General features: G+C 70.9%; 18 protein-coding genes and 1 pseudogene. 10 read left to right on the top strand and 9 right to left on the bottom strand.

Annotated features, from left to right (window positions below; translation table 11 throughout):
- Positions 1-479 precede the first annotated feature (479 nt).
- The 5 genes from QP939_RS15195 to purD form a co-directional block, all read right to left on the bottom strand.
- Complete coding sequence (locus tag QP939_RS15195; RefSeq protein ID WP_285457414.1) at positions 480-1,238, bottom strand: ESX secretion-associated protein EspG; 759 nt, start codon at positions 1,236-1,238, stop codon at positions 480-482.
- A gap of 2 nt (positions 1,239-1,240) precedes the next feature.
- On the bottom strand, positions 1,241-2,800 hold the full coding sequence (locus tag QP939_RS15190; RefSeq protein ID WP_285457413.1) for a hypothetical protein: 1,560 nt from the start codon (positions 2,798-2,800) through the stop codon (positions 1,241-1,243).
- 9 nt (positions 2,801-2,809) lie between these two features.
- A complete protein-coding gene (locus QP939_RS15185) occupies positions 2,810-3,376 on the bottom strand; it encodes a DUF3558 domain-containing protein (RefSeq protein WP_285459755.1) in 567 nt (188 codons plus the stop codon).
- Between the two features lie 28 nt (positions 3,377-3,404).
- Positions 3,405-3,785, bottom strand: coding sequence for a hypothetical protein (locus QP939_RS15180; RefSeq protein ID WP_285457412.1), 381 nt, complete (start codon positions 3,783-3,785; stop codon positions 3,405-3,407).
- Positions 3,786-3,907: 122 nt separating this feature from the next.
- A complete protein-coding gene (gene purD, locus QP939_RS15175; RefSeq protein WP_285457411.1) occupies positions 3,908-5,182 on the bottom strand; it encodes a phosphoribosylamine--glycine ligase in 1,275 nt (424 codons plus the stop codon).
- A gap of 338 nt (positions 5,183-5,520) precedes the next feature.
- Between purD and QP939_RS15170 the strand changes: the two genes are divergently transcribed.
- The 3 genes from QP939_RS15170 to QP939_RS15160 all read left to right on the top strand — a co-directional run bounded on the left by QP939_RS15170 (position 5,521) and on the right by QP939_RS15160 (position 9,239).
- Positions 5,521-6,660, top strand: a complete 1,140-nt coding sequence (locus tag QP939_RS15170) for a glycerophosphodiester phosphodiesterase (RefSeq protein ID WP_285457410.1) — start codon at positions 5,521-5,523, stop codon at positions 6,658-6,660.
- Between the two features lie 52 nt (positions 6,661-6,712).
- Positions 6,713-7,633, top strand: a complete 921-nt coding sequence (locus tag QP939_RS15165) for a serine hydrolase domain-containing protein (RefSeq protein ID WP_285457409.1) — start codon at positions 6,713-6,715, stop codon at positions 7,631-7,633.
- A gap of 70 nt (positions 7,634-7,703) precedes the next feature.
- Positions 7,704-9,239 carry an amino acid permease gene (locus tag QP939_RS15160; RefSeq protein WP_285457408.1) on the top strand — a complete coding sequence of 512 codons (1,536 nt, stop codon included), beginning with the start codon at positions 7,704-7,706 and terminating at the stop codon, positions 9,237-9,239.
- A gap of 64 nt (positions 9,240-9,303) precedes the next feature.
- Here the strand turns inward: QP939_RS15160 and QP939_RS15155 are convergent, their stop codons facing one another.
- Positions 9,304-10,539, bottom strand: coding sequence for an MFS transporter (locus tag QP939_RS15155; RefSeq protein ID WP_285457407.1), 1,236 nt, complete (start codon positions 10,537-10,539; stop codon positions 9,304-9,306).
- Positions 10,540-10,692: 153 nt separating this feature from the next.
- On the opposite strand from QP939_RS15155, the gene QP939_RS15150 reads away from it, so the two are divergent.
- The gene (locus tag QP939_RS15150; RefSeq protein ID WP_285457406.1) at positions 10,693-12,327 is read left to right on the top strand and encodes a Na+/H+ antiporter; all 1,635 of its coding nucleotides are present in this window, start codon (positions 10,693-10,695) and stop codon (positions 12,325-12,327) included.
- On the opposite strand, the gene QP939_RS15145 is transcribed toward QP939_RS15150, so the two are convergent.
- Entirely contained in the window at positions 12,308-13,210 is a 903-nt protein-coding gene (locus QP939_RS15145) for a TIGR03564 family F420-dependent LLM class oxidoreductase (protein ID WP_285457405.1), read from the bottom strand. The two genes, QP939_RS15150 and QP939_RS15145, sit on opposite strands and share 20 nt — an antisense overlap.
- 642 nt (positions 13,211-13,852) lie before the next feature.
- Here QP939_RS15145 and QP939_RS15140 point away from each other — a divergent pair.
- The gene (locus QP939_RS15140; protein ID WP_285457404.1) at positions 13,853-14,350 is read left to right on the top strand and encodes an OsmC family protein; all 498 of its coding nucleotides are present in this window, start codon (positions 13,853-13,855) and stop codon (positions 14,348-14,350) included.
- Here QP939_RS15140 and QP939_RS15135 read toward each other — a convergent pair.
- Positions 14,347-15,634, bottom strand: a pseudogene (locus QP939_RS15135) (adenylosuccinate synthase). The gene QP939_RS15140 and the pseudogene QP939_RS15135 sit on opposite strands and share 4 nt — an antisense overlap.
- 112 nt (positions 15,635-15,746) lie before the next feature.
- Between QP939_RS15135 and QP939_RS15130 the strand changes: the two are divergent.
- From QP939_RS15130 to QP939_RS15120, 3 genes are all read left to right on the top strand, one after another.
- On the top strand, positions 15,747-16,391 hold the full coding sequence (locus tag QP939_RS15130; protein WP_285459754.1) for a hypothetical protein: 645 nt from the start codon (positions 15,747-15,749) through the stop codon (positions 16,389-16,391).
- A 140-nt stretch (positions 16,392-16,531) separates the two neighbouring features.
- Positions 16,532-17,170, top strand: coding sequence for an HNH endonuclease family protein (locus tag QP939_RS15125; RefSeq protein WP_285457403.1), 639 nt, complete (start codon positions 16,532-16,534; stop codon positions 17,168-17,170).
- Positions 17,171-17,186: 16 nt separating this feature from the next.
- A complete protein-coding gene (locus tag QP939_RS15120; RefSeq protein ID WP_285457401.1) occupies positions 17,187-18,293 on the top strand; it encodes a glycosyltransferase in 1,107 nt (368 codons plus the stop codon).
- A gap of 21 nt (positions 18,294-18,314) precedes the next feature.
- Here QP939_RS15120 and QP939_RS15115 read toward each other — a convergent pair whose 3' ends face one another.
- A complete protein-coding gene (locus tag QP939_RS15115) occupies positions 18,315-20,189 on the bottom strand; it encodes an FAD/NAD(P)-binding protein (RefSeq protein ID WP_285457399.1) in 1,875 nt (624 codons plus the stop codon).
- A gap of 135 nt (positions 20,190-20,324) precedes the next feature.
- Between QP939_RS15115 and QP939_RS15110 the strand changes: the two genes are divergently transcribed.
- Positions 20,325-20,666 (top strand): hypothetical protein, encoded by a 342-nt coding sequence (locus QP939_RS15110; protein ID WP_285457398.1) that lies wholly within the window; start codon positions 20,325-20,327, stop codon positions 20,664-20,666.
- A gap of 282 nt (positions 20,667-20,948) precedes the next feature.
- Entirely contained in the window at positions 20,949-22,208 is a 1,260-nt protein-coding gene (locus QP939_RS15105) for an MFS transporter (protein WP_285457397.1), read from the top strand.
- The last annotated feature ends 271 nt before the right edge of the window (positions 22,209-22,479 follow it).

The following is a 22,479-nucleotide window of genomic DNA, read 5'->3' as shown; positions in this document are numbered from 1 at the left end:
CCGCCTGCGCGGTCGCCCGGGAAGCCGCCGAAGTCGTGCTCGGCGCAGTGCAAGGCAACCCACCCCGGTTCGACGCGACGCAACGGACGCTGACCGGGCAGGACTGGTGTTCGGCCTCGGTGAAGCAGCAGCTGGCGAGCAGCACCGGCGGCGACTTCCGCCCGGAAACCCAGAGTCTGCACCGCTGCTACTGGGGGGCCGACAAGAACGCCTACTCCGTCGGGGTGTTCGCGTCGAGCAAGGCGACCCGGGTCCGCGCCGACGCCCGTGAGATCGAGATCGACGGCGTGAAGATGTTCGAAAAGGCCACCGACGAAGACTGCGAGATCAGCTGGGACTACGTGATCCGGCCGGACGCGGACGCCCGTGGAGAGCAGCTCACCGTGGCTCGGCGAGGTGGCACGGCGGGGCCCGGCTTCTGCGATCAGGCTCGCGAAGTCATGAAGGCCGTCAAGAACGGGCTCCCGCCGACGAAGTAGTCAGGCCTCCGCCATCAGCTCGCGGATCCTCGTCGCCAGCAGCGCGTTGTCCGCCGGGGTCACCGTCGCCCACTCGCGGCCCTCGCGGTCCGACACCACCTGGAACAAATACCGTCCCGCGTCCGTGTCGAAGAACGCCACCACCCGCCCTGCCCGGTGGACCATCCCGTCCCGGGACGTCCGCTCCGCGCCGAACTGACCCCTGGCCTCCTGGCCCAGCAACATCCCCGACAGCTCCTGGGCCTGGAACAACACCACGCCACGGTCCTCCAGCGCCGTCACCAGCGCCTTCGGGTCACCCTTCGCCGCCGCGTCCGCTTCGCGCAGGACCGAATACGGGATGCTCACCGTCTGGCCTATTCCCGGGCCCAGGTCGCCCGCCACCGAGACCGCCGCCTCCGGGAGGGCGTCCTCCGTGGCCGGGATCAGCCACACCTCTCCGTTGTCCACCACCGCCAGCACCGCCTGGCTGCGGACGCTCACCGCGCGGCCCCTGATCTCGCGCTCCGCCCACACCCACACGTCGATGCCGAACTGGGGGCGGGCCAGCAGGTGCAGCATGTCCGCCACTTCGCCCGACAGCCGCCGGTTGCGGGCCAGGCGCCGCTCCGTCAGCGAGGCCCACGCCGACTCCACCAGCTCCGCCCGCTCCGTGCGGGTCGTTCCCTCGCTCGGCACGTCCAGCGCGACGTGCCGGCGCGGCAGTTCCAGCGACTCCCAGAGCACCTCGAACTCGAGAGCCGACAACACCAGCGACACGGTCAGCGCACATCCCCGCCGTGGTCGCCGATCACGTCGGGGGACACCATCCGCTGGTCGGCGAACAAGTCCTGGTCGTCGACGCCGTAGCGGCGGATGTGCTCGGCGTCCTCCTCCTGCGGGGCCGCCTCCGACAGGAACTTCGTCTCGCCGCGCTGCTGCTTCGGGCTGATCTGCTCCGACTTCCGCAACGCCGCCTCCTCCTCGGGCAGCTCGCCCACCGGCAGCGGCCGCACCGGGCCCTTCGGCTGGCCCTTCTCGCGCCGCTGGCGGTCCTTGTCGCCGCTCAGCGCGCCGCCCGCCGCGCCCGCGCCGACCGCCGCCGCGCCCGCGCCCACTTCGCCCGGCGTCACGCCCGGCTTCGCCGCGAACCCGCGCTCGCCCGAGAACTGCCCCGGCGGGAGGGGAGCCTGCGGCATCGCGCCGACCGTGCGGCCCTTCGCCAGCAACCCGTCCGGACCGCGGCTCGCGCCACCCGGCGTGCCGTCGATGCCCGTCGCGCCGCCGGACGTGCTGCCACCGCCGAGCGACTTGATCGGCGCCGTCGCCGGGGACGATCCCGGCGGCAACGCGCCGGGCGCACCCGGCGGGATGAACTGCTCGCCGCCACCGGTGACAGGGACGCCCGGGGTGAACCGGCCCGGCTCGGACGTGCCGGGGCGCGGTGTGTTGACCCAGCCCGGCGCGGGCGTCGACGTCGGCGGCCGCACGCTCGACGGCGTCGTCGACGAGCTCGGCGTCGTGTGCTGCTGGGGCGCCACCGCACCGGACCCGGTCTGCCGGACCGGCTGGGCCTGCTGCTGCGCCGCCACGCCGTACACGGGGGTCGGCGGGTCGGCGTGGACCGTGTGCGACACCGGCTGCACGACTGGCGGGTCGACGTGCACCGACCGGACCTTGTCCGACGCGGGCCGCACGCTGCCGTCCGGCGTCACCGCGACCGACGCGGCCGCGACGTCCAGCACACCCGGCGTGACGCCGGGGGCGGCCAGCTTCAGCGACTCCGGGTCGGACAGCGACTGCGTCGAGAGCAGGTTCGTGCCGCTCTCCTGCGCGTACTCGTTCAGCGCCTGCTGCGCCTGCGCCTTGGCGTTGTTCGCGGCTTCGACCTGCCGCGCGTGGTCGGTCTCGAAGCCGATCAGGCTGAGCAGCAGCCCGTCGGTGAGGGTGTAGCCGCCCGCGCCCTTCCGGACCGTCTCGGCGTCGGGGAGCTTGTACTTGGTCCGGTTGAACGCCTCGCCCTGCTCGAACACCAGCTCGGCGGCGTGCGCGACCTTCGTGGTGGCGTCCTGGGAGAACCCGGCCTGCTCGGTGAGCACCTGGCTGGCCGCGCCCCCGGCCTGGCTCTGCCACTCGACGCCGAGCTTGAGCAGCTGCGCGCGCAACGTCTGGTCGGTGTGGGCGAGCGCGGTCGCGACGGCCTTCAGCGCGTCGACGGCCGTGCCGATGCTGCCGGTGCCGTCGCCGTTGATCATCCGGGTGATCTGGTCGGCGATCGCGGTGTTGGTCCAGCCGTCGAACCGGTGGTTCTGGATGCCGGCCGCGAGCTCGGAGAATTCCACGCGCCCTCCCTAGTTGCGTGCTTTCAAGGTCTGCAACGCCAGGTCGGCGGCATGCACCGACATGTCGCACAGCTGCGGCTGGGTGAGCTTGCCGCGGGTGATGGCGAACGTCTGGACGGCCAGGGTCTGGCCGCGGGCGACGCCGACGAGCGTCTCGCAGTCGGCGGGGTCGCCCGCCGCGCGGTGGTTCGTCAGCGCCGGGTAACCGCCGATGGTCTTCGGCTCGGTGGTCATGCTGTTCTTCCGGCGGGCGCCGGTGATCCACTCTTGCAGGTCCGCCGGGACGGCCCGCACGTGGTAGGCGTGCACGGGCTCGGCGCCGTCGGCGTCGAACACGCACGTCGGCCCGTCCTCCGACGGGCCCTGGCGCGGCGCGCTGGTGATCTTCAGCGCGTCGAGCTGCACCTGCGGGAAGACCTCGCACAGGTTGACACCCTCGAGCGAGATGTCGGCGGGACGCTGCGGCAGCTGGGCAGCCTTGGCGCTCTGCGACGCCGCTGTCGCCGCCGTCTCGACCGGGTACGGCGTGCCTTCGGTGCCCGCCGAGCAGCCGGCGAGCGCCGCCGTCGCGAGCACACCCCCGGTGACGATCCGCACCTTCCGGTTACGCACCGTGCTTGCCGCGGTCACCGAACACCGCCGCCTTCTCCTCGTCGCTGACCTGGTAGTCCTTGGCGGCGTCGCGCAGCTGCGAGACCAGGCGCTTGAGGCCCGCGACGTACTCGCGGACCTGGCCGGCGTAGGAGCGGTCGCCGTCGGCGATCAGGGAGTTCCAGGCCTGCATCGACTGGGTGCTGATCACGTCGGCGGACGGCGCGTCGATCCGCAGCTCGCCCAGCCGGGTCAGCAGCTGGTCTTCGAGGGCGTTGGCCTGCTCCTCGACGATCCGGGCGACGTCGAGCAGCTTGTCCGGGTGGACCAGGACGTCCGCGGCCGCCGGCACCACCGGGACGGCCGAGCTGAGGTCGTACGAGGGTCCTGACATGCTCTCCCCTGACGTCATACGGACAGTGACCGGCCGACTCCCGTCGAGGCTACCAACCAGTGTGTAGCCGCAGCCTGAAATTGGACGAAGATTGCCCCCGGCCGGTTCCCCGGGCCGCGAAATCAGGCGCGCTGGCTCGCGACCGGGGCGCTGACCTCGCCGTTCGCCGCCTTCAGCGCGATGTCGGTGCGGTGGTGCGAGCCCGCGAGGTGCACCTTCGCCACCGTCTCGTACGCGTGCTTGCGCGCCGACTTCAGCGTCTTGCCGGTGCCGACCACCGACAGCACGCGGCCGCCGGAGGAGACCACGGCGCCGTCGTCGCGGCGGCGCGTGCCGGCGTGCAGGACGCCTTCGAGCTCGGCCCCGCCGATGACGTCGCCGGTGCGGGGCTTGCCCGGGTAACCGTCGGCGGCGATCACGACGGTGACCGCCGCGCCGCCCGCCCACTCCAGCGGCGGGTGCTCGGCGAGCTTGCCGGTGGCGGTGGCGTGCATCAGCCCGGCGATCGGGGTGCGCAGCAGCGCGAGCACGACCTGCGTCTCCGGGTCGCCGAAGCGGCAGTTGAACTCGATGACCTGCGGGCCTTCCGAGGTCAGCGCGAGCCCGGCGTAGAGCAGGCCGGAGAACGGCGCCCCGCGGTTCACCAGCTCGTCGGCGACCGGCTGGACGACCTTCTCGACCAGCTCGTCGACGAGGTTCTCGGGCGCCCACGGCAGCGGGGCGTACGCACCCATGCCGCCGGTGTTCGGGCCCGCGTCGCCGTCGCCGACGCGCTTGAAGTCCTGCGCGGGCAGCAGCGGCACGACGGTGTGGCCGTCGACGAAGCAGAACAGCGACGCCTCCGGTCCGTCCAAAAAGGACTCCAGGAGGACCGGGTGGCCGCCGTCGAGCAGCATGATGGCGTGCTTGCGGGCGACGTCGATGTCCGGCGTGACGACGACGCCCTTGCCGGCGGCGAGACCGTCGTCCTTGACCACCCAGGTGGGGCCGAAGCGGGCGAGCGCGGCGTCGAGGCGGGCCGGGTTGTCGACCACCTCGCTGCGCGCGGTCGGCACGTTCGCCGCGGCCATGACGTCCTTCGCGAACGCCTTGGAGCCTTCGATGCGGGCGGCGGCCGCCGAGGGTCCGAAGCAGGCGATGCCCGCCTTGCGGACGGCGTCGGCGACGCCGGCGACGAGCGGGACCTCCGGCCCGATCACCACCAGGTCGGCCTGCCAGCTCTTCGCGAGCGCCGCGACCGCTTCCGGGTCGGCCGCTTCGACGCCGAGCTGCTCGGCCACCGCGGCCGTCCCGGCGTTGCCGGGCGCGCAGGCCAGAGCGGTGACCGCGGGGTCGCCGGACGCCGCGAGGACGAGGGCATGCTCACGGGCGCCGGAGCCGATTACCAGTACGCGCACGCCGCACAGCGTATCCGGCCGGGTTCGCGCCGGACATTTCGCCGTCGGTCCGCACCCGCCGTGAGCGCGGGCCCACGCGGCGTCCACCCGCTCCGAGTCGGCTCCCGGCGGTGTCTTGAATGAGTCATTCAGGACCTCGCAGGACTTGAATGAGTCATTCAAGACGGCGGCTCGGGCAGCGCTGAAGGGAGCGGCAGCAGCGGCGCGTCCCGCCGCGGTGAGCAGGAGTCCACGCGCCGTTTACCGCCTCTTTCGCCCGGATACGCACTTCTGACGCTTGCGACCGTGAGGGTGGCGCGGGTAGTCAGGGTCAACCCTGTGTGAAAAGAGGTCACCAGATGAAGCGCAACCGTGTCGGGGTACTGGCACTCGCCGGACTGGCGTTGCTGAGCGTCACCGGACTGGCCGTCGGGTCGGCGAGCGCGGCCGAGAGCGGGGGGTCCGCCGATGCGGCCGCGCACGGGCGGGGCCACGATGACCCCGTGATCGTCGGACACCGCGGTGCCCCCGGCTACCGGCCGGAGCACACCCTCGCCTCCTACGAGCTCGCCTACCGGATGGGCGTGGACTGGGTCGACGTCGACCTCGTGCCGACCAAGGACGGCCAGCTCGTCGCCCGGCACGAGCCGGAGATCGGCGGCACCACCGACGTCGCGAAGCACCCGGAGTTCGCGAACCGCAAGAAGACCGTCGTGCTCGACGGCGTCTCGACGACCGGCTGGTTCACCCAGGACTTCACCCTGGCCGAGCTGAAGACGCTGCGCGCGACCGAGCGGATCCCGCAGAACCGGCCGCACAACACGCTGTACAACGGGCGCTACCAGATCGCCACCTACCAGGAGGTGCTCGATCTGACCAAGCGGCTCGGCAAGGAGCTGCACCGGACGCTCGGCACCTACCCCGAGGTCAAGCACTCGACGTTCTTCCAGTCCATCGGCAACCCGACCGAGCCGAAGCTGGTGTCGATCCTCAAGCGCAACGGCCTCGACCGGCCGGACGCGCCCGCGATCATCCAGTCGTTCGAGGTGTCGAACCTCGTCGCGCTGCACAAGCAGGTCCGGACGCCGCTGCTGCAGCTGACGTCGGCGACCGGCGCTCCGGCGGACTTCGTCGCTAAGGGCGACCCGCGGACGTACAAAGACCTCGTCACGCCGCAGGGGCTGCGGGAGATCGCGAAGTACGCGAAGTACCTCGGGCCGGACAAGGGCCAGATCATCCCGCTCGACGCGGCCGGGAACCTGACCCAGCCGACCGCCCTCGTCGCGGACGCGCACCAGGCGGGTCTGAAGGTGCAGCCGTACACGTTCCGGAACGAAAACCCGTTCCTGCCCGCGAACCTGCGCTCGTCGGCCGAGCCGGACGCCTACGGCGACGTCTTCACCGAGGAGGCGGCGTTCTTCAAGGCGGGTGTCGACGGCTTCTTCGCCGACCAGCCGGACACCGCGCTCGAGTCGCTGCACGCGTTCCTGGGCCGGTAGGTCTGCCCTTAAGTGATTGGCCCTGAAGGGGGCTTCCGTGGACGCTGTGTCCATGGAAGCCCCCTTTTCCGGTGTGGTGCTGGTCAGCCGCGGTGACGAGACGCTGCTCGCCGAGGCGGCCGGGTACGCGCACCGCGCTCACCGCGTCGCGAACACGATCGGCACGCGGTTCGCGATCGCCAGCGGTACCAAGGGGTTCACCGCGCTCGTCGTCGTCGGGCTCGTCGCCGAGGGACGCCTGAAGCTGGACACCACCGCCCGCGAAGTCCTCGGCGACGACCTGCCGCTGATCGACGACCGCGTGACCGTCGAGCACCTGCTGACGCACACGTCCGGCATCGGCGATTACTGCGACGAAGAGGCGGACCCGCCGCCGAACCCGCTGCTGGCCACTTCGGCCGACTACCTCGCCGCCCTGGACGGGTTCCCGCAGCGGTCCGCGCCGGGCACGGAATTCCGCTACAACAACGGCGCGTTCGTCGTCCTCGCCTTGGTCGCCGAACGGATCGCGGGCATACCTTTCGCCGAGCTCGTCCGGACCCGCGTGACCGAGGCCGCGGGGATGGCGGACACGGCGTTCCTCCGCTCGGACGCACTCCCCGAGCGGACCGCCACCGGATACCTGGAAGACGGGCGCAGCAACGTGTTCAGCCTGCCCGTCGTGGGCCACGGCGACGGCGGGATCTACAGCTCCGCCCCGGACTTCCGGAAGTTCTGGCCCGCGCTGCTGGACGGCCGGATCGTGCCGCGCGCGTGGGTGGACCGGATGCTCACCCCGCACGCGGAGGGTTACGGGCTCGGGTTCTGGCTGCCCCGCCCCGGCGTCGTGCGGCTCGAAGGCGGCGACCACGGCGTCTCGTTCCGCAGCACGCACCAGCCGTCGTCGGGCGTCACGGCCACCCTGATCGCCAACGACCACCGCGGAGGCGGACCGCGGCTGCGGCAGCTGGACGAGTTCTTGACGAAGGCTTGACACCCCCGGGCACCAAGGCTACTTTCGGCGAATTCAATGGTCTGGCCGCATACCTTTCAAGAGGTGCCCGATGGATGTTTCCGACCAGCAGACCACTCCCGACGACGACGCCGCCCGCCTGCACCAGCTGGGGTACGCGCAAGAGCTGAAACGGACGATGTCGGCGTTCTCCAACTTCGCCGTCTCGTTCACCATCATCTCGATCCTCTCCGGCTGCCTGACGCTCTACGGCTTCGGTATGAAGACCGGCGGGCCCGCCGCGATGATCTGGGGCTGGCCACTGGTCGGGGTGTTCGTGATCCTGGTCGGGCTCGGCATGGCCGAAGTCTGCTCCAGCTACCCGACCGCGGGCGGCCTCTACTACTGGGCCGCGAAGCTCGCGCCCGGCAAGTCCGGACCCGCGTGGTCGTGGTTCACCGGCTGGTTCAACCTCATCGGGCAGATCGCCGTCACGGCGGGCATCGACTTCGGCGCGGCGTTGTTCCTCAACGCGTTCCTCGACCTGCAGTGGGGTTTCGAAGCGACGCCGGGACACACGATCCTGCTGCTCGCGATCATCCTCGTGGTGCACGGCCTGCTGAACACCTTCGGCGTCCGGATCGTCGCGATCCTCAACAACGTCAGCGTGTGGTGGCACCTCATCGGCGTGCTGGTGATCGTCGGCGTGCTGATCTTCGTGCCCGCCAAGCACCAGGACGCGTCGTTCGTCTTCGGCAGCTTCGTGAACCAGACCGGCTGGGGTTCGGCGTTCTACGTCTTCGCGTTGGGGCTGCTGGTCGCGCAGTACACGCTGACCGGCTACGACGCGTCGGCGCACATGACCGAAGAGACGAAGAGCGCTGCGAAGGCGGGGCCGCGCGGAATCGTCATGTCGATCGTCGTCTCGCTCGTCGCGGGCTGGATCCTGCTGATCGGCCTGACGTTCGCGATCCAGGACTACGACGGCGCGGTCGGCTCGGCCACCGGCGTCCCGCCCGCGCAGATCTTCATCGACGCGACCGGCGCGGTCACCGGCAAGTTCCTGCTGCTGATCTGCATCGGCGCGCAGCTGTTCTGCGGCATGGCGTCGGTGACGGCGAACTCGCGGATGATCTACGCGTTCGCCCGCGACGGCGCGATCCCCGGGTCGAACTTCTGGCACCGGATCAACAAGCGCACGCAGACGCCGACCAACGCGGTGTGGCTCGCCGCGGGCGGCGCGCTGGTGCTGGCCCTGCCGTACCTGTGGAGCGCGACGGCTTACGCGGCGGTGACGTCGATCGCCGTGGTCGGGCTCTACGTGGCGTACGTGATCCCGGTGTTCCTGCGCGTCCGCCGCGGTGATTCGTTCGAACCGGGGCCGTGGACGCTCGGCAAGTGGGGCAAGCCGGTCGGCATCGTCGCGACGATCTGGGTGGTGCTGATCTTCTTCCTCTTCATGCTGCCGCAGGTGTCGCCGGTGACGGTCGACTCCTTCAACTACACGCCGATCGCGTTCCTCGTGGTGCTCGGCGGCGCGGCGCTCTGGTGGGCGGTCTCGGCGCGGAAGTGGTTCAAGGGCCCCAAGGTCCAGGGCTCCGAAGCCGAACTGGCCGCGGTGGAACAGGAACTGAAGGAACTCGGCTGACGCTGTCGTGAGTGTTTAGGGCGGTTCTAACCGCCCTAAACACTCACGACAAGCCGCGGCAGACTCAGGAAGGCGCGTGGCTTTGCTTCGCCGGGGTGGCGTCTTGCGCCGGGCTGTGGTGGCCCGGGCGGACCACCGCGACCGCCAACGCGCCCAGGGCGCCGACCCCGGCGAACGCGTAGAAGCCCCACGGGTACGCGATTCCCGCCGTCAGCAGGGCGCCGCCGAGGATGGGCCCCGAGATCGCGCCGAGCCGTCCGACGCCCGCCGACCAGCCGAGGCCCGTCGCGCGGATCGCGCCCGGGTAGATGCGGCCGACGTAGGCGTACACCAGCACCTGCGCGCTGAACACGAAGCAACCGGTCAGGAACACCGCCGCGTACAGCCCGACCGCGGGCAGCTTCACGCTCAGCAGCGCGAGGAACAGCGCACCCGCGCAGAACCAGACGATGGCCGACGGGCGGATGCCGACGCGGTCGGCGACCCGGCCCGCGACGAGCAGGCCGACGATGCCACCGACGTTCAGCGTCAGCAACAGGCTCAGCGCGGCGCCGAGCGGGTACCCGGCCTGCCGCATGATCTCCGGCAGCCACGTGTTCAGGCCGTACACCAGCAGCAGGCCCATGAACGAGGTAACCCAGAACGCGATCGTCGCGCGCAGCAGACCGCCGCGGAACAGCCCGGCGACGGCGTGCCCGGCGGAGCGCTCGGTCTCGCGGACCCGTTGGAACGTCTCGGATTCCGGCAGGAACTTCAGCATCAGCGGCACCAGCACGACGGCCGGGAGCGCACCGGCGACGAACATCGCGCGCCAGCCGAGCGGCCCGATCAGCACGATGCCGAGCAACGCCGTCAGCACCGCGCCGACGTGGTAGCCGGTCATCACCGTGGTCGTCGCGCTGCCGGACTTGCCGCTGCGCGCATACTCCGTGACCAGCGTGATCGCCGTCGGCAGGCAGCCGCCGAGGCCGAGGCCGGCGACGAACCGCAGCAGGCCGAAGACGAACGTCGACGGCGCGAAGGCGCACAACAGCGTGCACAGCGAGAACAGCGTCACCGACAGGATGAGCGACTTCCGGCGGCCGAGGAGGTCGGTGACGGTGCCGATCGCCACCGCGCCCAGCGTCATCCCGGCCAGCCCGACCGTCGAGACGACCGACGCCGTGGCGGGCGTCAGGCCCCAGACGTGGTCGCGGAGCAGCACGGGCAGCACGGAGCCGAGGACGACCAGGTCGAACCCGTCGAGCAGGACGGCGGTCCAGGCCAGGGGCACGACCCAGGAGCGAGCGCCAGGGGACATGGGGGAACCTCCGGTGGGGGTGCGTCGTTGCACGTGATCCGTACAGGTGTTCGGATTGCGCACGAGTATGCACAGCGACCGCGGGGTAAGCCAGGTCACTTCCACTGACCGGAAGCCGAGCACAACGCTCTCACCTGCGCAAAGATCACCCGCGTGGAGATCCTGACGCTGATGGGCGTGCTCGCGGGTTCGCTGGCCCTGACCGCGCTCGCCCGCCGCTACAACCTGTCCGCGCCGCTGCTGGTCGTGGTCGTCGCGCTCGGGGTCGCGCTGATCCCCGGCGTGCCGCGGCTGGAGCTGGAGCCGGAGCTGATCCTCACCGTCGTGCTGCCGCCGCTGCTGTATTCGACGTCGCTCGAGAGCTCGCTGACGCACTTCAAGACGAGCCTGCGGCCGATCGTCGCGCTCGGCGTCGTGCTGGTGGCGGTGACCGCGGTGGTCGTCGCCTTCGTCGTGCACCTGCTGCTGCCGGACGTGCCGTTCGCGTCGGCGCTGGTGCTCGGCGCGGTGGTGGCGCCGCCGGACGCGGTGACGGCGGTGGCGATCGGGCGCAAGCTCGGCCTGCCGCGGCGGGTGATGACCGTGCTGACCGGCGAAAGCCTGGTGAACGACGCCGCCGCGTTGACGCTCTACAAGGTCGCGCTCGCCGCGGTCGCGGGCACCGCGGGGTCGGCCGGGCACGGGTTCGCGGTGTTCGGGGTGGCGACCGTGCTGGGCATCGCGGTCGGCCTGGCGATCGGCGCGGTCGTGGTGCTGATCCGGCGGCTGCTCGACGACCCGCTGCTGGAGTCGGCGTTCGGGATCATCGTGCCGTTCGGCGCGTACGTCACGGCGGAGCACCTGCACCCGTTCGGCGCGGAGTTCAGCGGCTCGGGCGTGCTCGCGGTCGTCGCCGCGGGGCTGTACCTCGGGCACCACTCGCTGTACGCGTCACCGGCGACGCGCATGCAGGACAGATCGGTGTGGGCGTCGATCGACGTCCTGCTCGAGGCGCTGGTGTTCGCGCTGATGGGGCTGCAGCTGCCGTTCGTGCTCGACGGCGCCCAGCACGCGGCCCGCGACAACGGCACGCTCGCGCTGGTGGCCGTGGTGGTGCTGCTGGTGACGATGGCCGTCCGGATCCCGGCGGTGTTCTCGTTCGCGTACCTCCCGAGGGCGATGCGGCTGTTCGGCCGCGGGCGCGCGGCCCCGTCGTGGCGGACGTTGACCGTGCTGTCGTGGACGGGCATGCGCGGCGTGGTGACGCTGGCGGCGGCCGCCGGTGTCCCGGCCGGCACGCCGGGCCGCGAGGAGATCCAGCTGTTCGCGTTCGCCGTGGCGATCGGGACCGTGCTGATCCAGGGGTCGACGCTGCCGCCGCTGATCCGCGCGTTGAAGGTGCAGGACCCTTCGGAAGCCGCGCGCGACGAGGCGGAAGAGCTGGCCGCGCGGGAGGTCGCGCAGAAGGCCGCGCACGAACGGCTGCGCGAGATCAGCCGCGACCGGCTGGCTTCGCTGGACCTGCCACCGGAGAAGGTGGACCGGCTGAAGCAGCGGCTGGAACGGCTGGTCGACACGCGCCACCGGTTCGCCAAGGCGGCGATCACACTGTCCGGCGAGGAACGTTCGGGCAGCCCGCAGGCGCAGTTCGCGAAGGCCCGGCGCGAACTGCTGATCACGCAACGCAAGGCGATGCTGGAAGAGAACCGCGCGGGGCGGCTCGACGACGAGATCCTGCGGAAGGTCCTGCGCGAGCTGGATTTGGAGGAGCTGTCGGTGTCGACGACGCTCACGAACCGAGCGAGCTGACCACCTCCCACGTCCGGCGGCGCTCTTCGGCCGAACGGATGCCGGCCTGCGTGACGACGACGTCGGTGGCACCGGCGTCGTAGTAGCGCCGGAGGCCTTCGAGGACGGCCTTCTCGTCGCCGACGAGCGCCAGGTCCGCCGCGTGCTCGACGCCTTCGACGTCGAGGATCTTCCGGTAGGACGGGATCTGGCCGTAAAAAGCCATTTGTTCGACGGCTTTGGCCCGGACTTCGTCGGGTTCGCCGGTGACGACGGCCGGGACGGCGGTGATGATCCGCTTGCCGCCGGGCAACGCCGGGACGATCTGTTCGGAAAGCGCTCTCGGCCCGGCGAGGTAGGGCAGGGTGCCGTCGGCGAGCTCACCGGTGACGCGCAGCGCCTGCGGCCCCATGGCGGCGACGACCACCGGAACGTCACCGCCCACAGTGGACGGACCGGGTGCTTTCGCGGTCACGGTCTCGCCCTCGAAGTCGACGGCTTCCCCGGCGAAGACCTGCTTCAGAACGGTCAGGTACTCGCGCAGGTGCCGGATGGGCGGCGGGTAGTCGACGCCGTAGACGGGACCGAGGAAGCCTTTCGAGCCGAGGCCGATGCCGAGGGTGAACCGCCCACCAGTGGCGGCTCGGGCGGTCTGCGCGGCGCTCGCGACGAGGAACGGGTGCCGGGGATAGGTGGGCACGACGGAGGTGCCGACCTCGATCCCCGGCACCTCCCGCCCGGCGAGCGCGGCGACGGTGATGGCGTCCTGGCTCAGCGGGAGCTGCGAGAACCAGACGGATTTCAGCCCGGCCTCGGCGGCTTCCCGGGTTTGGGCGATGAGCTCGTCGACGAGGTTCGGTGTGGTGGCGGTGTCGCCGGCCGGCAGGGAGACTCCGATGGTCATGACTTCAAGCTAGCGAGGGGGGCGACCGTTTTCCGGCTTCCCAGGGCTTGGGAGCGGGAGTTGTCCACAACCGCTTCGGCTATCCACAGATTTCCCGCGCGGCCGGTTTCGCTCCCTGGTTCCCGATACGCTGGAGGCGGGACCGGCCCCCCAGGGAAGGGCGGGGATGCGTTCCGGGCCGCGGATGGGCGGTTGGGCCCGCAGTCGGTTTCGCGACCGCGGCCCGGTGCGCTGAGTGTGGGCGCGCGGTTCCTTCGGAGCAGCTAGCCGCGCGGCTGGGTGGCGGACACCGGGAGGGTCGCCGATCGCCCGCCGCGAGATCACGGACCTGACGATCCAGCTGGCAAACCGCGACGACTCCACCGGAGGCGCCGCGCCTTTCGCGTTCCGGCAATCATCCCCGCCCCGCCGGGCCGCGTCCCGTTGCCAGCTCTGCTTTCACCCCCGGAAGCCGCCCGAGGCGGCCGCGTTGCGAGCCCACACCGGGCGGTCCGGCGCGCGATCATGGTCCCGTTTCGCCCGTCCGTGCAAGCGCTTCCGCATCCCGGACACCGCCGCTCCCAGCGCGTGAGAACCCGAGCGCATGCCACGGGATTCCCCCACCCTGTGGCACATCCCTCTCACGATCTTCGAGGAGCGCTCATGTCCCTGACCGATGTCATCGAAGGCACCCGCCGGGCCGTCGACGCCGATCCGCACAACGCCGCCGTCTCCTTCAGCGTCGGCCACACCCTCAAGCCCGGTACCCGGACCGAAGTCGAGGTCAAGGTGCGCGACCACGCCTTCACCGTCGACGAGCCGCCCGCGCTCGGCGGCACCGACCAGGCCGCGAACCCCGTCGAGCTCGCGCTCGCCGCCCTCGGCTCCTGCCAGGTCATCACCTACCAGTTCTGGGCGGCGAAGCGCGGCATCCCGCTCGACTCGATCAAGGTCACCGTCGACGGCGACCTCGACCTGCACGGCTTCTTCGGCTTCTCCTTCAACACGCGCCCCGGTTTCGGGGACGTGCGCGTGTCCGTCGAACTCGACGGTCCGGCGAGCCGGGAGCGCTACGAAGACCTCAAGCGCGAGGTCGACGAGCACTGCCCGGTGCTCGACCTCTTCCGCAACGAGACGCCGGTCAGCACGAAGCTGACTTAGACGAACTGGTGCCGGACGATCGTCTGGTCGCGGCCCGGGCCCACGCCGATCGCCGAGATCCGGGCGCCCGACAGCTCTTCCAGGCGCTCGACGTACGCGCGCGCGTTCGCCGGGAAGCTCCTCGAACGTTCGGCAGCCCGAGATGTCCTCGAACCAGCCCGGGTGCTCTTCGTAGATCGGGATCGCGTGGTGCACGTCGGTCTGCGTCATCGGCATGTCCTGCGTGCGGAAGCCGTCGACTTCGTAGCCGACGCACACCGGGACCTTCTCCAGGCCGGACAGCACGTCCAGCTTCGTGAGGAAGTAGTCGGTGATGCCGTTGACGCGGACCGCGTACCGCGCGATCACCGCGTCGAACCAACCCGTGCGCCGCGACCGGCCGGTCGTCACGCCGAACTCGCCGCCCTGCTTGCGCAGGTACTCGCCGGATTCGTCGTGCAGCTCCGTCGGGAACGGGCCCGAGCCGACGCGCGTGGTGTAGGCCTTGAGGATGCCGAGCACGGTCGTGATGCGGCCCGGGCCGATGCCCGAGCCCGCGCTCGCGCCACCGGACGTCGGGTTCGACGACGTCACGAACGGGTACGTGCCGTGGTCGACGTCGAGCAGGGTGCCCTGCGACCCCTCCAGCAGCACGGTTTCGCCGCGTTCGAGGGCCTGGTTGAGCTGCAGCCGCGTGTCCGCGATGCGGTGCGCGAACTTCTCGCCCGCGGCCAGCACCTCGTCGGCGACCTCGTTCGCGTCGAGCGCCTTGCGGTTGTAGACCTTCACCAGCACCTGGTTCTTGAACTCCAGCGCCGCCTCGACCTTCTGGCGGAAGATCTTCTCGTCGAGCAGGTCCTGCACGCGGACGCCGACGCGGGCGATCTTGTCCTGGTAGCACGGGCCGATGCCGCGGCCGGTGGTGCCGATCTTGCGGCTGCCGAGGTAGCGCTCGGTGACCTTGTCGATGGCCACGTGGTACGGCATGATCAAGTGCGCGTCGGCGGAGATCAGCAGCTTGGACGTGTCGACGTCCCGCGCTTCGAGGCCGGAGAGCTCGTCGAGCAGCACACCCGGGTCGACCACCACGCCGTTGCCGATGACGTTCGTCACGCCCGGCGTCAGGATGCCCGAGGGGATGAGGTGCAGGGCGAAGTTCTCGCCGTTCGGCAGGACGACCGTGTGACCGGCGTTGTTGCCGCCCTGGTAGCGGACGACCCACTGGACGCGGTCACCCATCAGGTCGGTGGCCTTGCCCTTGCCTTCGTCTCCCCATTGGGCACCGATGAGCACGATGGCCGGCATGTGACACTCCAGGTGTTCGACGACTGAGGTTAAGTGTCCCGGACGGACACCGGTGGCGCTGACGAAATGCCGGTGCATGACTGTAACGGAGGACCCGCGGGTGCGCGGAATCGTGGTGGCCTGTGGCGCGGACGCGGCGGGCTTCGAAGAAGTCGACGACGTCGAATCCGTCCGCGTGCCGAGCCTGCCCGGCAAGGCGGAAATCGACCCCTTGCTGGGCGAACACGACCACCTGGTCGTGTCGGGCACGGACGCGGACCTCGCCGCGGTGGTGCAGCGGCTGCTCCGGAAGGACGCGCTCCCCGGCGTGTCGGTCGGGTTCGTGCCGTCGTCGCCGGACTCCTCCGTCGCCGCGCTGTGGGGGCTGCCGAAGACGCCGTTGCAGGCGCTCGCGCTGGCCCTGCGCGGCGAGGTCGACCCGGTGCCGCTGATCCGCGACGACGTCGGCGGCGTGCTCGTCGGGCGCGGGCTGCTGCGGATGGTCCGCGGGGTGGCCTACTGCGACGAGCAGGTCGCGCTGCGGGGGCCTGCCGCGTCGATCGAGGTGACGCCGGACCCGGGCGGGCCGGGGCTGGCCGTGCGCGTCGTGAAGGGGACGATCTTCAAGCGGCAGACGACGCTGTACGCCCGCGCGTTCCAGATCGGCTGCATCCCGACCCGGCCGGTGCGCGACGACGTCGTCTTCGACCGTGCCGTGAACAAGTGGACCTGGTACCGGCACACCCAGGATCTGCGTATGGTTCGCGGAGCTGCCTGACCAGTGCTTTTCACGCTCGGGTGAGCTCGCGGTAACGCCGTGTTCAGGAACGGGCAGCAACATGTCACCTATACGTGTTGCACACGCCACTCCCGTGTATCAGGGTTAGCTGTCCCCACACCTGACACGGAGGCAGCAAAATGCCAACCAGGCGTGCTGTTCGTCATTCGTTCACTGTGCTCGCGGCCACCGCGGTGCTGTCCGGAACCCTGGTCGGCGTCGCGAACGCGACCCCGCCGGGCATCCCGACGGCGACCACCGCGAAGTCCGAGCTAGCGACCCTGACCGTCAAGGCCGACGGCACGCTCGACGGCTACAGCCGCGACAAGTTCCCGCACTGGATCGACCAGGGCGGCAGCTGCAACACGCGCGAAGTGGTGCTGAAGCGCGACGGGACGAACGTCGTGACCGACTCCAGCTGCGCGGCGACGTCGGGCAAGTGGTTCAGCCCGTACGACGGCGCGACCTGGACCGCGGCGTCCGATGTGGACATCGACCACGTGGTCCCGCTCGCCGACGCGTGGCGCACGGGTGCGGCGTCGTGGACGACCGCGCAGCGCCAGGCGTACGCGAACGACCTCACCGACCCGCAGCTGATCGCCGTGACGGACAACGTCAACCAGGAGAAGGGCGACAAGTCGCCGGACGCCTGGAAGCCGCCGCTCACCAGCTACTGGTGCACCTACGCGAAGATGTGGGTCGCGGTGAAGTACAAGTTCAAGCTGACGATCAACAGCGCGGAGAAGACCGCGTTGACGGACATGCTCAACCGCTGCTGACCGGTACGCTCGGGCGGTGCGGATCCTCTTCACGTGCCGCCCGGCGTACGGCCACCTCTTCCCGCTGCTTCCGCTCGCGAACGCGGCCGCGCGCGCCGGGCACGAAGTCGTCTTCGGCACCGGGGACGCCTTCCTCGGCAAAGTGCGCGATCTCGGCTTCGCGGCCCACCGCGTCGGCATCGCCATCGGGGATGCGGAAGCCGAAGCCAAACGGCGGCACGGCGATGACGCCGGGTTCCTCGACGTCGGCATCACGATGTTCGCCGAGCTCCTCCCGAACGCCTCGCTCGACGACCTGACTCCGCTGCTGCCGGAGCTGCGGCCTGACCTCGTCGTCTACGAACAGAGCGACGTCGACACCGGCGTGGCCGCGCAGCGGGCGGGCATCCCGGCCGTCTCCGTGGTCATCGGGCGGTCGATGCCGCCCGCGGTCTTGGCCGTCGCCACTGAACGGCTCGCGCCGCTCTGGGGCACCCTGCCCGCCGACGCCATGTTCGGCGACGCCTGCGTCGACGTCTGGCCCGACAGCGTCCGCGACCCGGGCACGGCCGCCGTGCCGACGGTGTTCCGGATGCGTCCGACGCCGGTCGACCCCGACGTTCCGCTGCCGCCGCTCCCGCCCGACGGCTTCGTCTACCTGACGCTCGGCACGGTCGTCTTCGGTGCGACGCACGTGCTTCGTGCGGCGATCCGTGCGCTCGGCCGCCTCGACGTCGACGTGCTCGTGGCCCTCGGTCCCGGTGATGCCGCGGCTCTCGGCGAACTGCCGGAGCGGGTGCGGGTGGCGGGATTCGTGCCGCAGGCCGAAGTCCTGAAGCACGCGGGAGTGGTGGCGCACCACGGCGGCACGGGCACGGTGCTCGCCACGCTCGCGGCCGGGCTGCCGCAACTCGTGCTGCCCCAGGGCGCCGACCAGTTCGCCAACGCCGACGCGCTCGCCACCCTGGGCGCGGCGAAAGCCCTGGTCGGCAACGCCATCACGGCCGACGCGATCGAGACGGCGGTTCGGGAACTGCTCGAAGACCCGAAGCCCCGCGAGATCGCGCGCCGTGTCGCCGCCGAGATCGCCGGGATGCCCGCGCCCGAGCAAGTGCTCGCCGAGGTGGTCGCCTGGGCGTCGTGAGTGGCGATTCGGGTTAGAACCCTAATCGCCACTCACGAGGGCCAGGATCTCCCGCGCCACCGCGTCGTTCTGGCGGAACGACAACGCGTTCGTCCGCGGCCGGGTGAACGCCGCCGCCGAACGGGCGCTCGTGTGGGGGCCCACCGCGAACCGGTGCGGGTGCGGGCGGCCCGTTCCGTCGAGCAGGCGGGAGTCCGACACCCGCGTGTGGATCCGGCCCGACGGCAGCCGGGCGCCCGTCACCGGGTCCGCGACCGTCTCTTCGGCCAGGTCGCCCGCGTCGCGCAGCTGCCGCAGCAAGCCGTCCGCGGCTCGCGTCACGCTCGGGCCCGGCAACCGCGCCTCGACCAACGTTCGTGCCGCCACCGTGCCCGGGTAGCTCGCGCCGGACGCGACGAACACCCCGCGCTCCGCCGTCACGCGCATTTCCGCGCCCGCGAAGGAAACCAGCCCCGCCTCGTGCAACGCGAGCAGCTCCTCCAGCCGTCGCGGCGGCGGACCACTGGCGTAGTACGAGAAGAACCCGTGGAACCAGCCGTCCATATCGGACACTTGAGACGACGCTTCCAAGCGTCCTTTTTGGACCAGCACTGGCAGCTGGCTGTACACCGACAGCAACGCCGTGAACGCGCCGAGGTCGGCGCTGAACTCCGGGTCGGCCCGCCGCGCGAGGTCGGCCTCGATGTACTCCCGCAGCTCCTTCTCGAACTCCTCCGCCGTGCCGAACTCGCGGCCGTGCAGGGGCCGGTCCAGCCGGTCGAGATCGAGGCGGTCGGCCTCGCCGGGCACCGCCCGCTCGATCAGGTCGCGCATCCCCGGCGAATCCCAGGCCAAGTCGGCGAAGGCGTCGGCGAACACCGCGAAGTCCAGGCGCACGCGGTCCGGGTGCCCGGTGAACAGCTCCGTGTAGTAGCCCCAGGCCAGCTCCTTCGCGATGAGCGGCCAAACGTCCGCGCGGAAGTCGAGCGCTTCGCCCGCCAGCCCGTCCATGGCGTAGGCGTCGAAGAACCGGGGCAGCCGCGCCGGTTTCCCGCGCAGGCGGTAGCCGATCTTCGCGTGGTAGGGCACCCCGCGCCGCGAGCCGACGTGCAGCACCGGCTCGGCGCCGCTCGGGTGATAGCGCAGGCCGCCGCCGGGAAGGTCCGCGAACCGCCCGCCGCGGCCCTCGGTCAGCAGCAGCATCAGGTCGACGAACGCCAGCCCGAACCCGCGCACCAGCACGGTTTCGCCCGGTTCGATGCCGGAGTAGTCGACGTCGGCGGTGTAGCCGGCCGGGTAGTAGGCCAGCCCGTGCGCCGCGGCGAACGCCACCAGCTCGCGCTCCCGCTCGTCCGGCTCGGCGTCGAGGTGCCCGACCGTGAACACGACGGCGTCCGCGCACACCGTGGTCCCGTCGGACAGGCTGACCGCGCGGCCGTCGACCCCGGTCGCCCGTGCCGCGTGCTCGACGACGTCGATGCCCTCGGGCAGGTCGGCGACTACCTTCCGGTACACCCAGGTCAGGTAGGCGCTCTGCAGCCGCCGGGTCGGGAAGTCGAAGCTCGCCAGCGCGGTCAGCTCGGCGACGACGTCGGGCGGCACTTCGGCGTCGAGCGCGCCGTCGCGCACCAGCCGCGCCCACTCCAGCAGCGACGGCCCCGGCCGCACCGGGCCCGCCATCTTCACCGAGTCGTCGGTGAACATCGTGACGTCCTCGGGCATGGAGTTCATCCGCAGCAGCGGGGACTGGTCGTAACGCCAGACGCGGCCGGGGCCGGGCGGGAACGGGTCGATCAGGTGCACTTCGAGCCGACGGCCGCGCAGGTCCGCGGCGTTCGCGCCGAGCCGTTCGAGGACGCCGACCCCGCGGGGCCCGGCGCCCACGACGGCGAGGCTGAACGGCGGAAGATCGGCCACGAAACCGAAGCTACGCCGGGGTTCCGGCACCGGACGGGCGTCCCACAGAGCGGAATTTCCGGGCCGCGACCAAGCACCGGCGCCGGCGGCTCCGAATGCCCCGCGCACAGCGGTGAAAGGAGCGGCTCTTGTCCGTTGTCCACCGAGGCGCCCGGGCCTCCGCAGCGACGCTTCGACTGCGAAGACGTGGCCGATGAGATCGGCGCGCCGCACCGCGTCCACACCGCGCAGGACGTGGTCGGCACCCTGCTCAGGGGGAACTGGGCGATCTTCGCGCACGAGTGGGCCGACCCGGACGGGATCGACCCGGAGCACTGGCGCGACGTCGTGGAGGCCGCCGCCGAGGCGGCCGGGGTCGACGTCGAGTTCGTGGTCATCCCGCGCCGGTCCCTGACCGTCGTGTTCAACCGGGCCGCCCCGCCCACCTTCGACCAGGTCCGCGCCTCGATCGAGGTGATCGAACGGTTCCGATCCTGAGCGAGGTGGCTACTTTTGCCTCTGGTCCTCCGGCCATCGGGTGCGGAATGATCCATTGGTGACTCCTGGGCGACCGGTCAGACACTGCGGGCTATCGTCTGACCCGTTCGGGAAAGCTCCGTGACACCTTGGATACCGGCGAAAGAACCTAGGAATTTACCAACAGTCACGGGACACTGGCTGAGGTAACTCACGTACCGTGACTGCCTCATGACCGACTGGTGGTCTCGTCACCGGAGGTCATGGGGAGGGCACGGTCTGCAAGAGGTCGGGAGAAGACGCATGGCAGCACCGCCGGACCGGGTCACGTTCCGCGAGGTGTTCGGGATCGCCGAGTTCCGGGCGCTGTGGTTCGGGGAACTGCTGTCGATCGCCGGTGACCAGCTGGCCAGGGTCGCGCTCTCCATCCTCGTGTTCACCGGGACCAACTCCGCGACGCTGACCGGCCTGACCTACGCCCTGACCTACGCCCCGTCGCTGCTCGGCGGCATCTTCCTCACCGGCTTCGCCGACCGCTTCCCGCGCCGCACCGTGATGGTGCTCGTCGACCTGCTGCGCGCCGCGCTGATCCTGCTCGTCGCCATCCCCGGGATGCCGTTCTGGCTGATGTGCGTGCTGGTCGGCGGGGTCTCGCTGGTCAACCCGCCGTTCAAGGCGTCCCAGCTGGCGCTGCTGCCGCAGGTGCTCGAAGGCGACCGGTTCGTCGTCGGCATGGGCATCCGGAGCATGACCGTGCAGAGCGCGCAGCTGCTCGGGTTCGCCGGCGGCGGCGCGCTGCTGATCGCGCTCGACCCGCACGTCGCGCTGGCCATCGACGCCGCCACCTTCGTGCTCTCGGCCCTGTTCATCCGCTTCGGCGTCCGCGCCCGGCCCGCCGCCGCGACCGGCGAACAGCGGAAGTCGTTCTTCGCGACGCTCGGGGGCGGCGGCCGGACGGCGTTCGCGAGCTCGCCGCTGCGCACGCTGGTGCTCTTCACCTGGCTGATGGGCCTGCTGCCGGTCTACGAGGGCATCGCCGCGCCGTACGTGGCGGCGGCCGGCGGCGGTCCCGAGGCGATCGGCCTGCTGCTCGCGGCCGACCCCATCGGCAGCGTCATCGCGACGTTCATCTACACGCGCTGGGTGCCCGCGCGGCTGCGGCCGAAGCTGATCGGCCCGCTCGCCGCGCTGTGCGCCATCCCGCTGGTGCTGTGCTTCCTGACGCCCGGACCGGTGTCGTCGATCGTCCTGTTCATCGTGTCCGGCGGCTTCGGCACGGTCTGCCTGCTGCAGGCGACGGCGTCACTGACCCTGGCCGTGCCCGACGAGCAGCGGGCGCAGGTGATGGGCCTGTCCAACACGGGCCTGACCACGATGATGGGCATCAGCCCGCTGATCGGCGGCGTCCTCGCGGATCAGCTCAGCCCGCACGGCACCGTGGGGATCTTCGGCGTCGCCGGGATCGTCCTCACGCTGCCGCTGGCGGTCCTGTGGACGCGGGCTATGGCCGGCGAACCCGGCCGATGGGTCGACAAAGAAGCCGCACGCGCCGAGCATGCCTGACATGCCCCGCGCGTGGGCTCGACCTGCGCGACCTTGCGGTGCGCTGTGCGGTCACTGTTCTTTGCCGCGCATCGCTGGCCACCTCTCGTTCCGGTGTCACAGAAAAAGTACACACCGAAAGCCCTTGTGGACAGCAGGCAAACGGTCTGAAACTGTCCGTGAGTACTTTGTCACCGAACATCCGCGCAAGGGGCTGGGGGAAAAATGGTCACATCGGGGGAACAGAGCGGCCAAGACTTGATTTCTCGCGTGCGGGGCTGGGCACTGTGGA

The organism is Amycolatopsis nalaikhensis, assembly GCF_030264295.1.
Classification (GTDB): Bacteria; Actinomycetota; Actinomycetes; order Mycobacteriales; family Pseudonocardiaceae; genus Amycolatopsis; species Amycolatopsis nalaikhensis.
The sequence above is the reverse complement of the archived record's forward strand: the minus strand, read 5'-3'. Positions and strand labels throughout refer to the sequence as shown.

What these genes read in the sequence shown, in the direction of transcription:
- QP939_RS15145 (WP_285457405.1), bottom strand. Translation starts at nt 13,210, where the DNA reads ATGACCATCGGAGTCTCCCTGCCGGCCGGCGACACCGCCACCACACCG.
- QP939_RS15155 (WP_285457407.1), bottom strand. Translation starts at nt 10,539, where the DNA reads ATGTCCCCTGGCGCTCGCTCCTGGGTCGTGCCCCTGGCCTGGACCGCC.
- QP939_RS15180 (WP_285457412.1), bottom strand. Translation starts at nt 3,785, where the DNA reads ATGTCAGGACCCTCGTACGACCTCAGCTCGGCCGTCCCGGTGGTGCCG.
- QP939_RS15165 (WP_285457409.1), top strand. Translation starts at nt 6,713, where the DNA reads ATGGAAGCCCCCTTTTCCGGTGTGGTGCTGGTCAGCCGCGGTGACGAG.
- QP939_RS15170 (WP_285457410.1), top strand. Translation starts at nt 5,521, where the DNA reads ATGAAGCGCAACCGTGTCGGGGTACTGGCACTCGCCGGACTGGCGTTG.
- QP939_RS15125 (WP_285457403.1), top strand. Translation starts at nt 16,532, where the DNA reads ATGCCAACCAGGCGTGCTGTTCGTCATTCGTTCACTGTGCTCGCGGCC.
- QP939_RS15160 (WP_285457408.1), top strand. Translation starts at nt 7,704, where the DNA reads ATGGATGTTTCCGACCAGCAGACCACTCCCGACGACGACGCCGCCCGC.
- QP939_RS15105 (WP_285457397.1), top strand. Translation starts at nt 20,949, where the DNA reads ATGGCAGCACCGCCGGACCGGGTCACGTTCCGCGAGGTGTTCGGGATC.
- QP939_RS15140 (WP_285457404.1), top strand. Translation starts at nt 13,853, where the DNA reads ATGTCCCTGACCGATGTCATCGAAGGCACCCGCCGGGCCGTCGACGCC.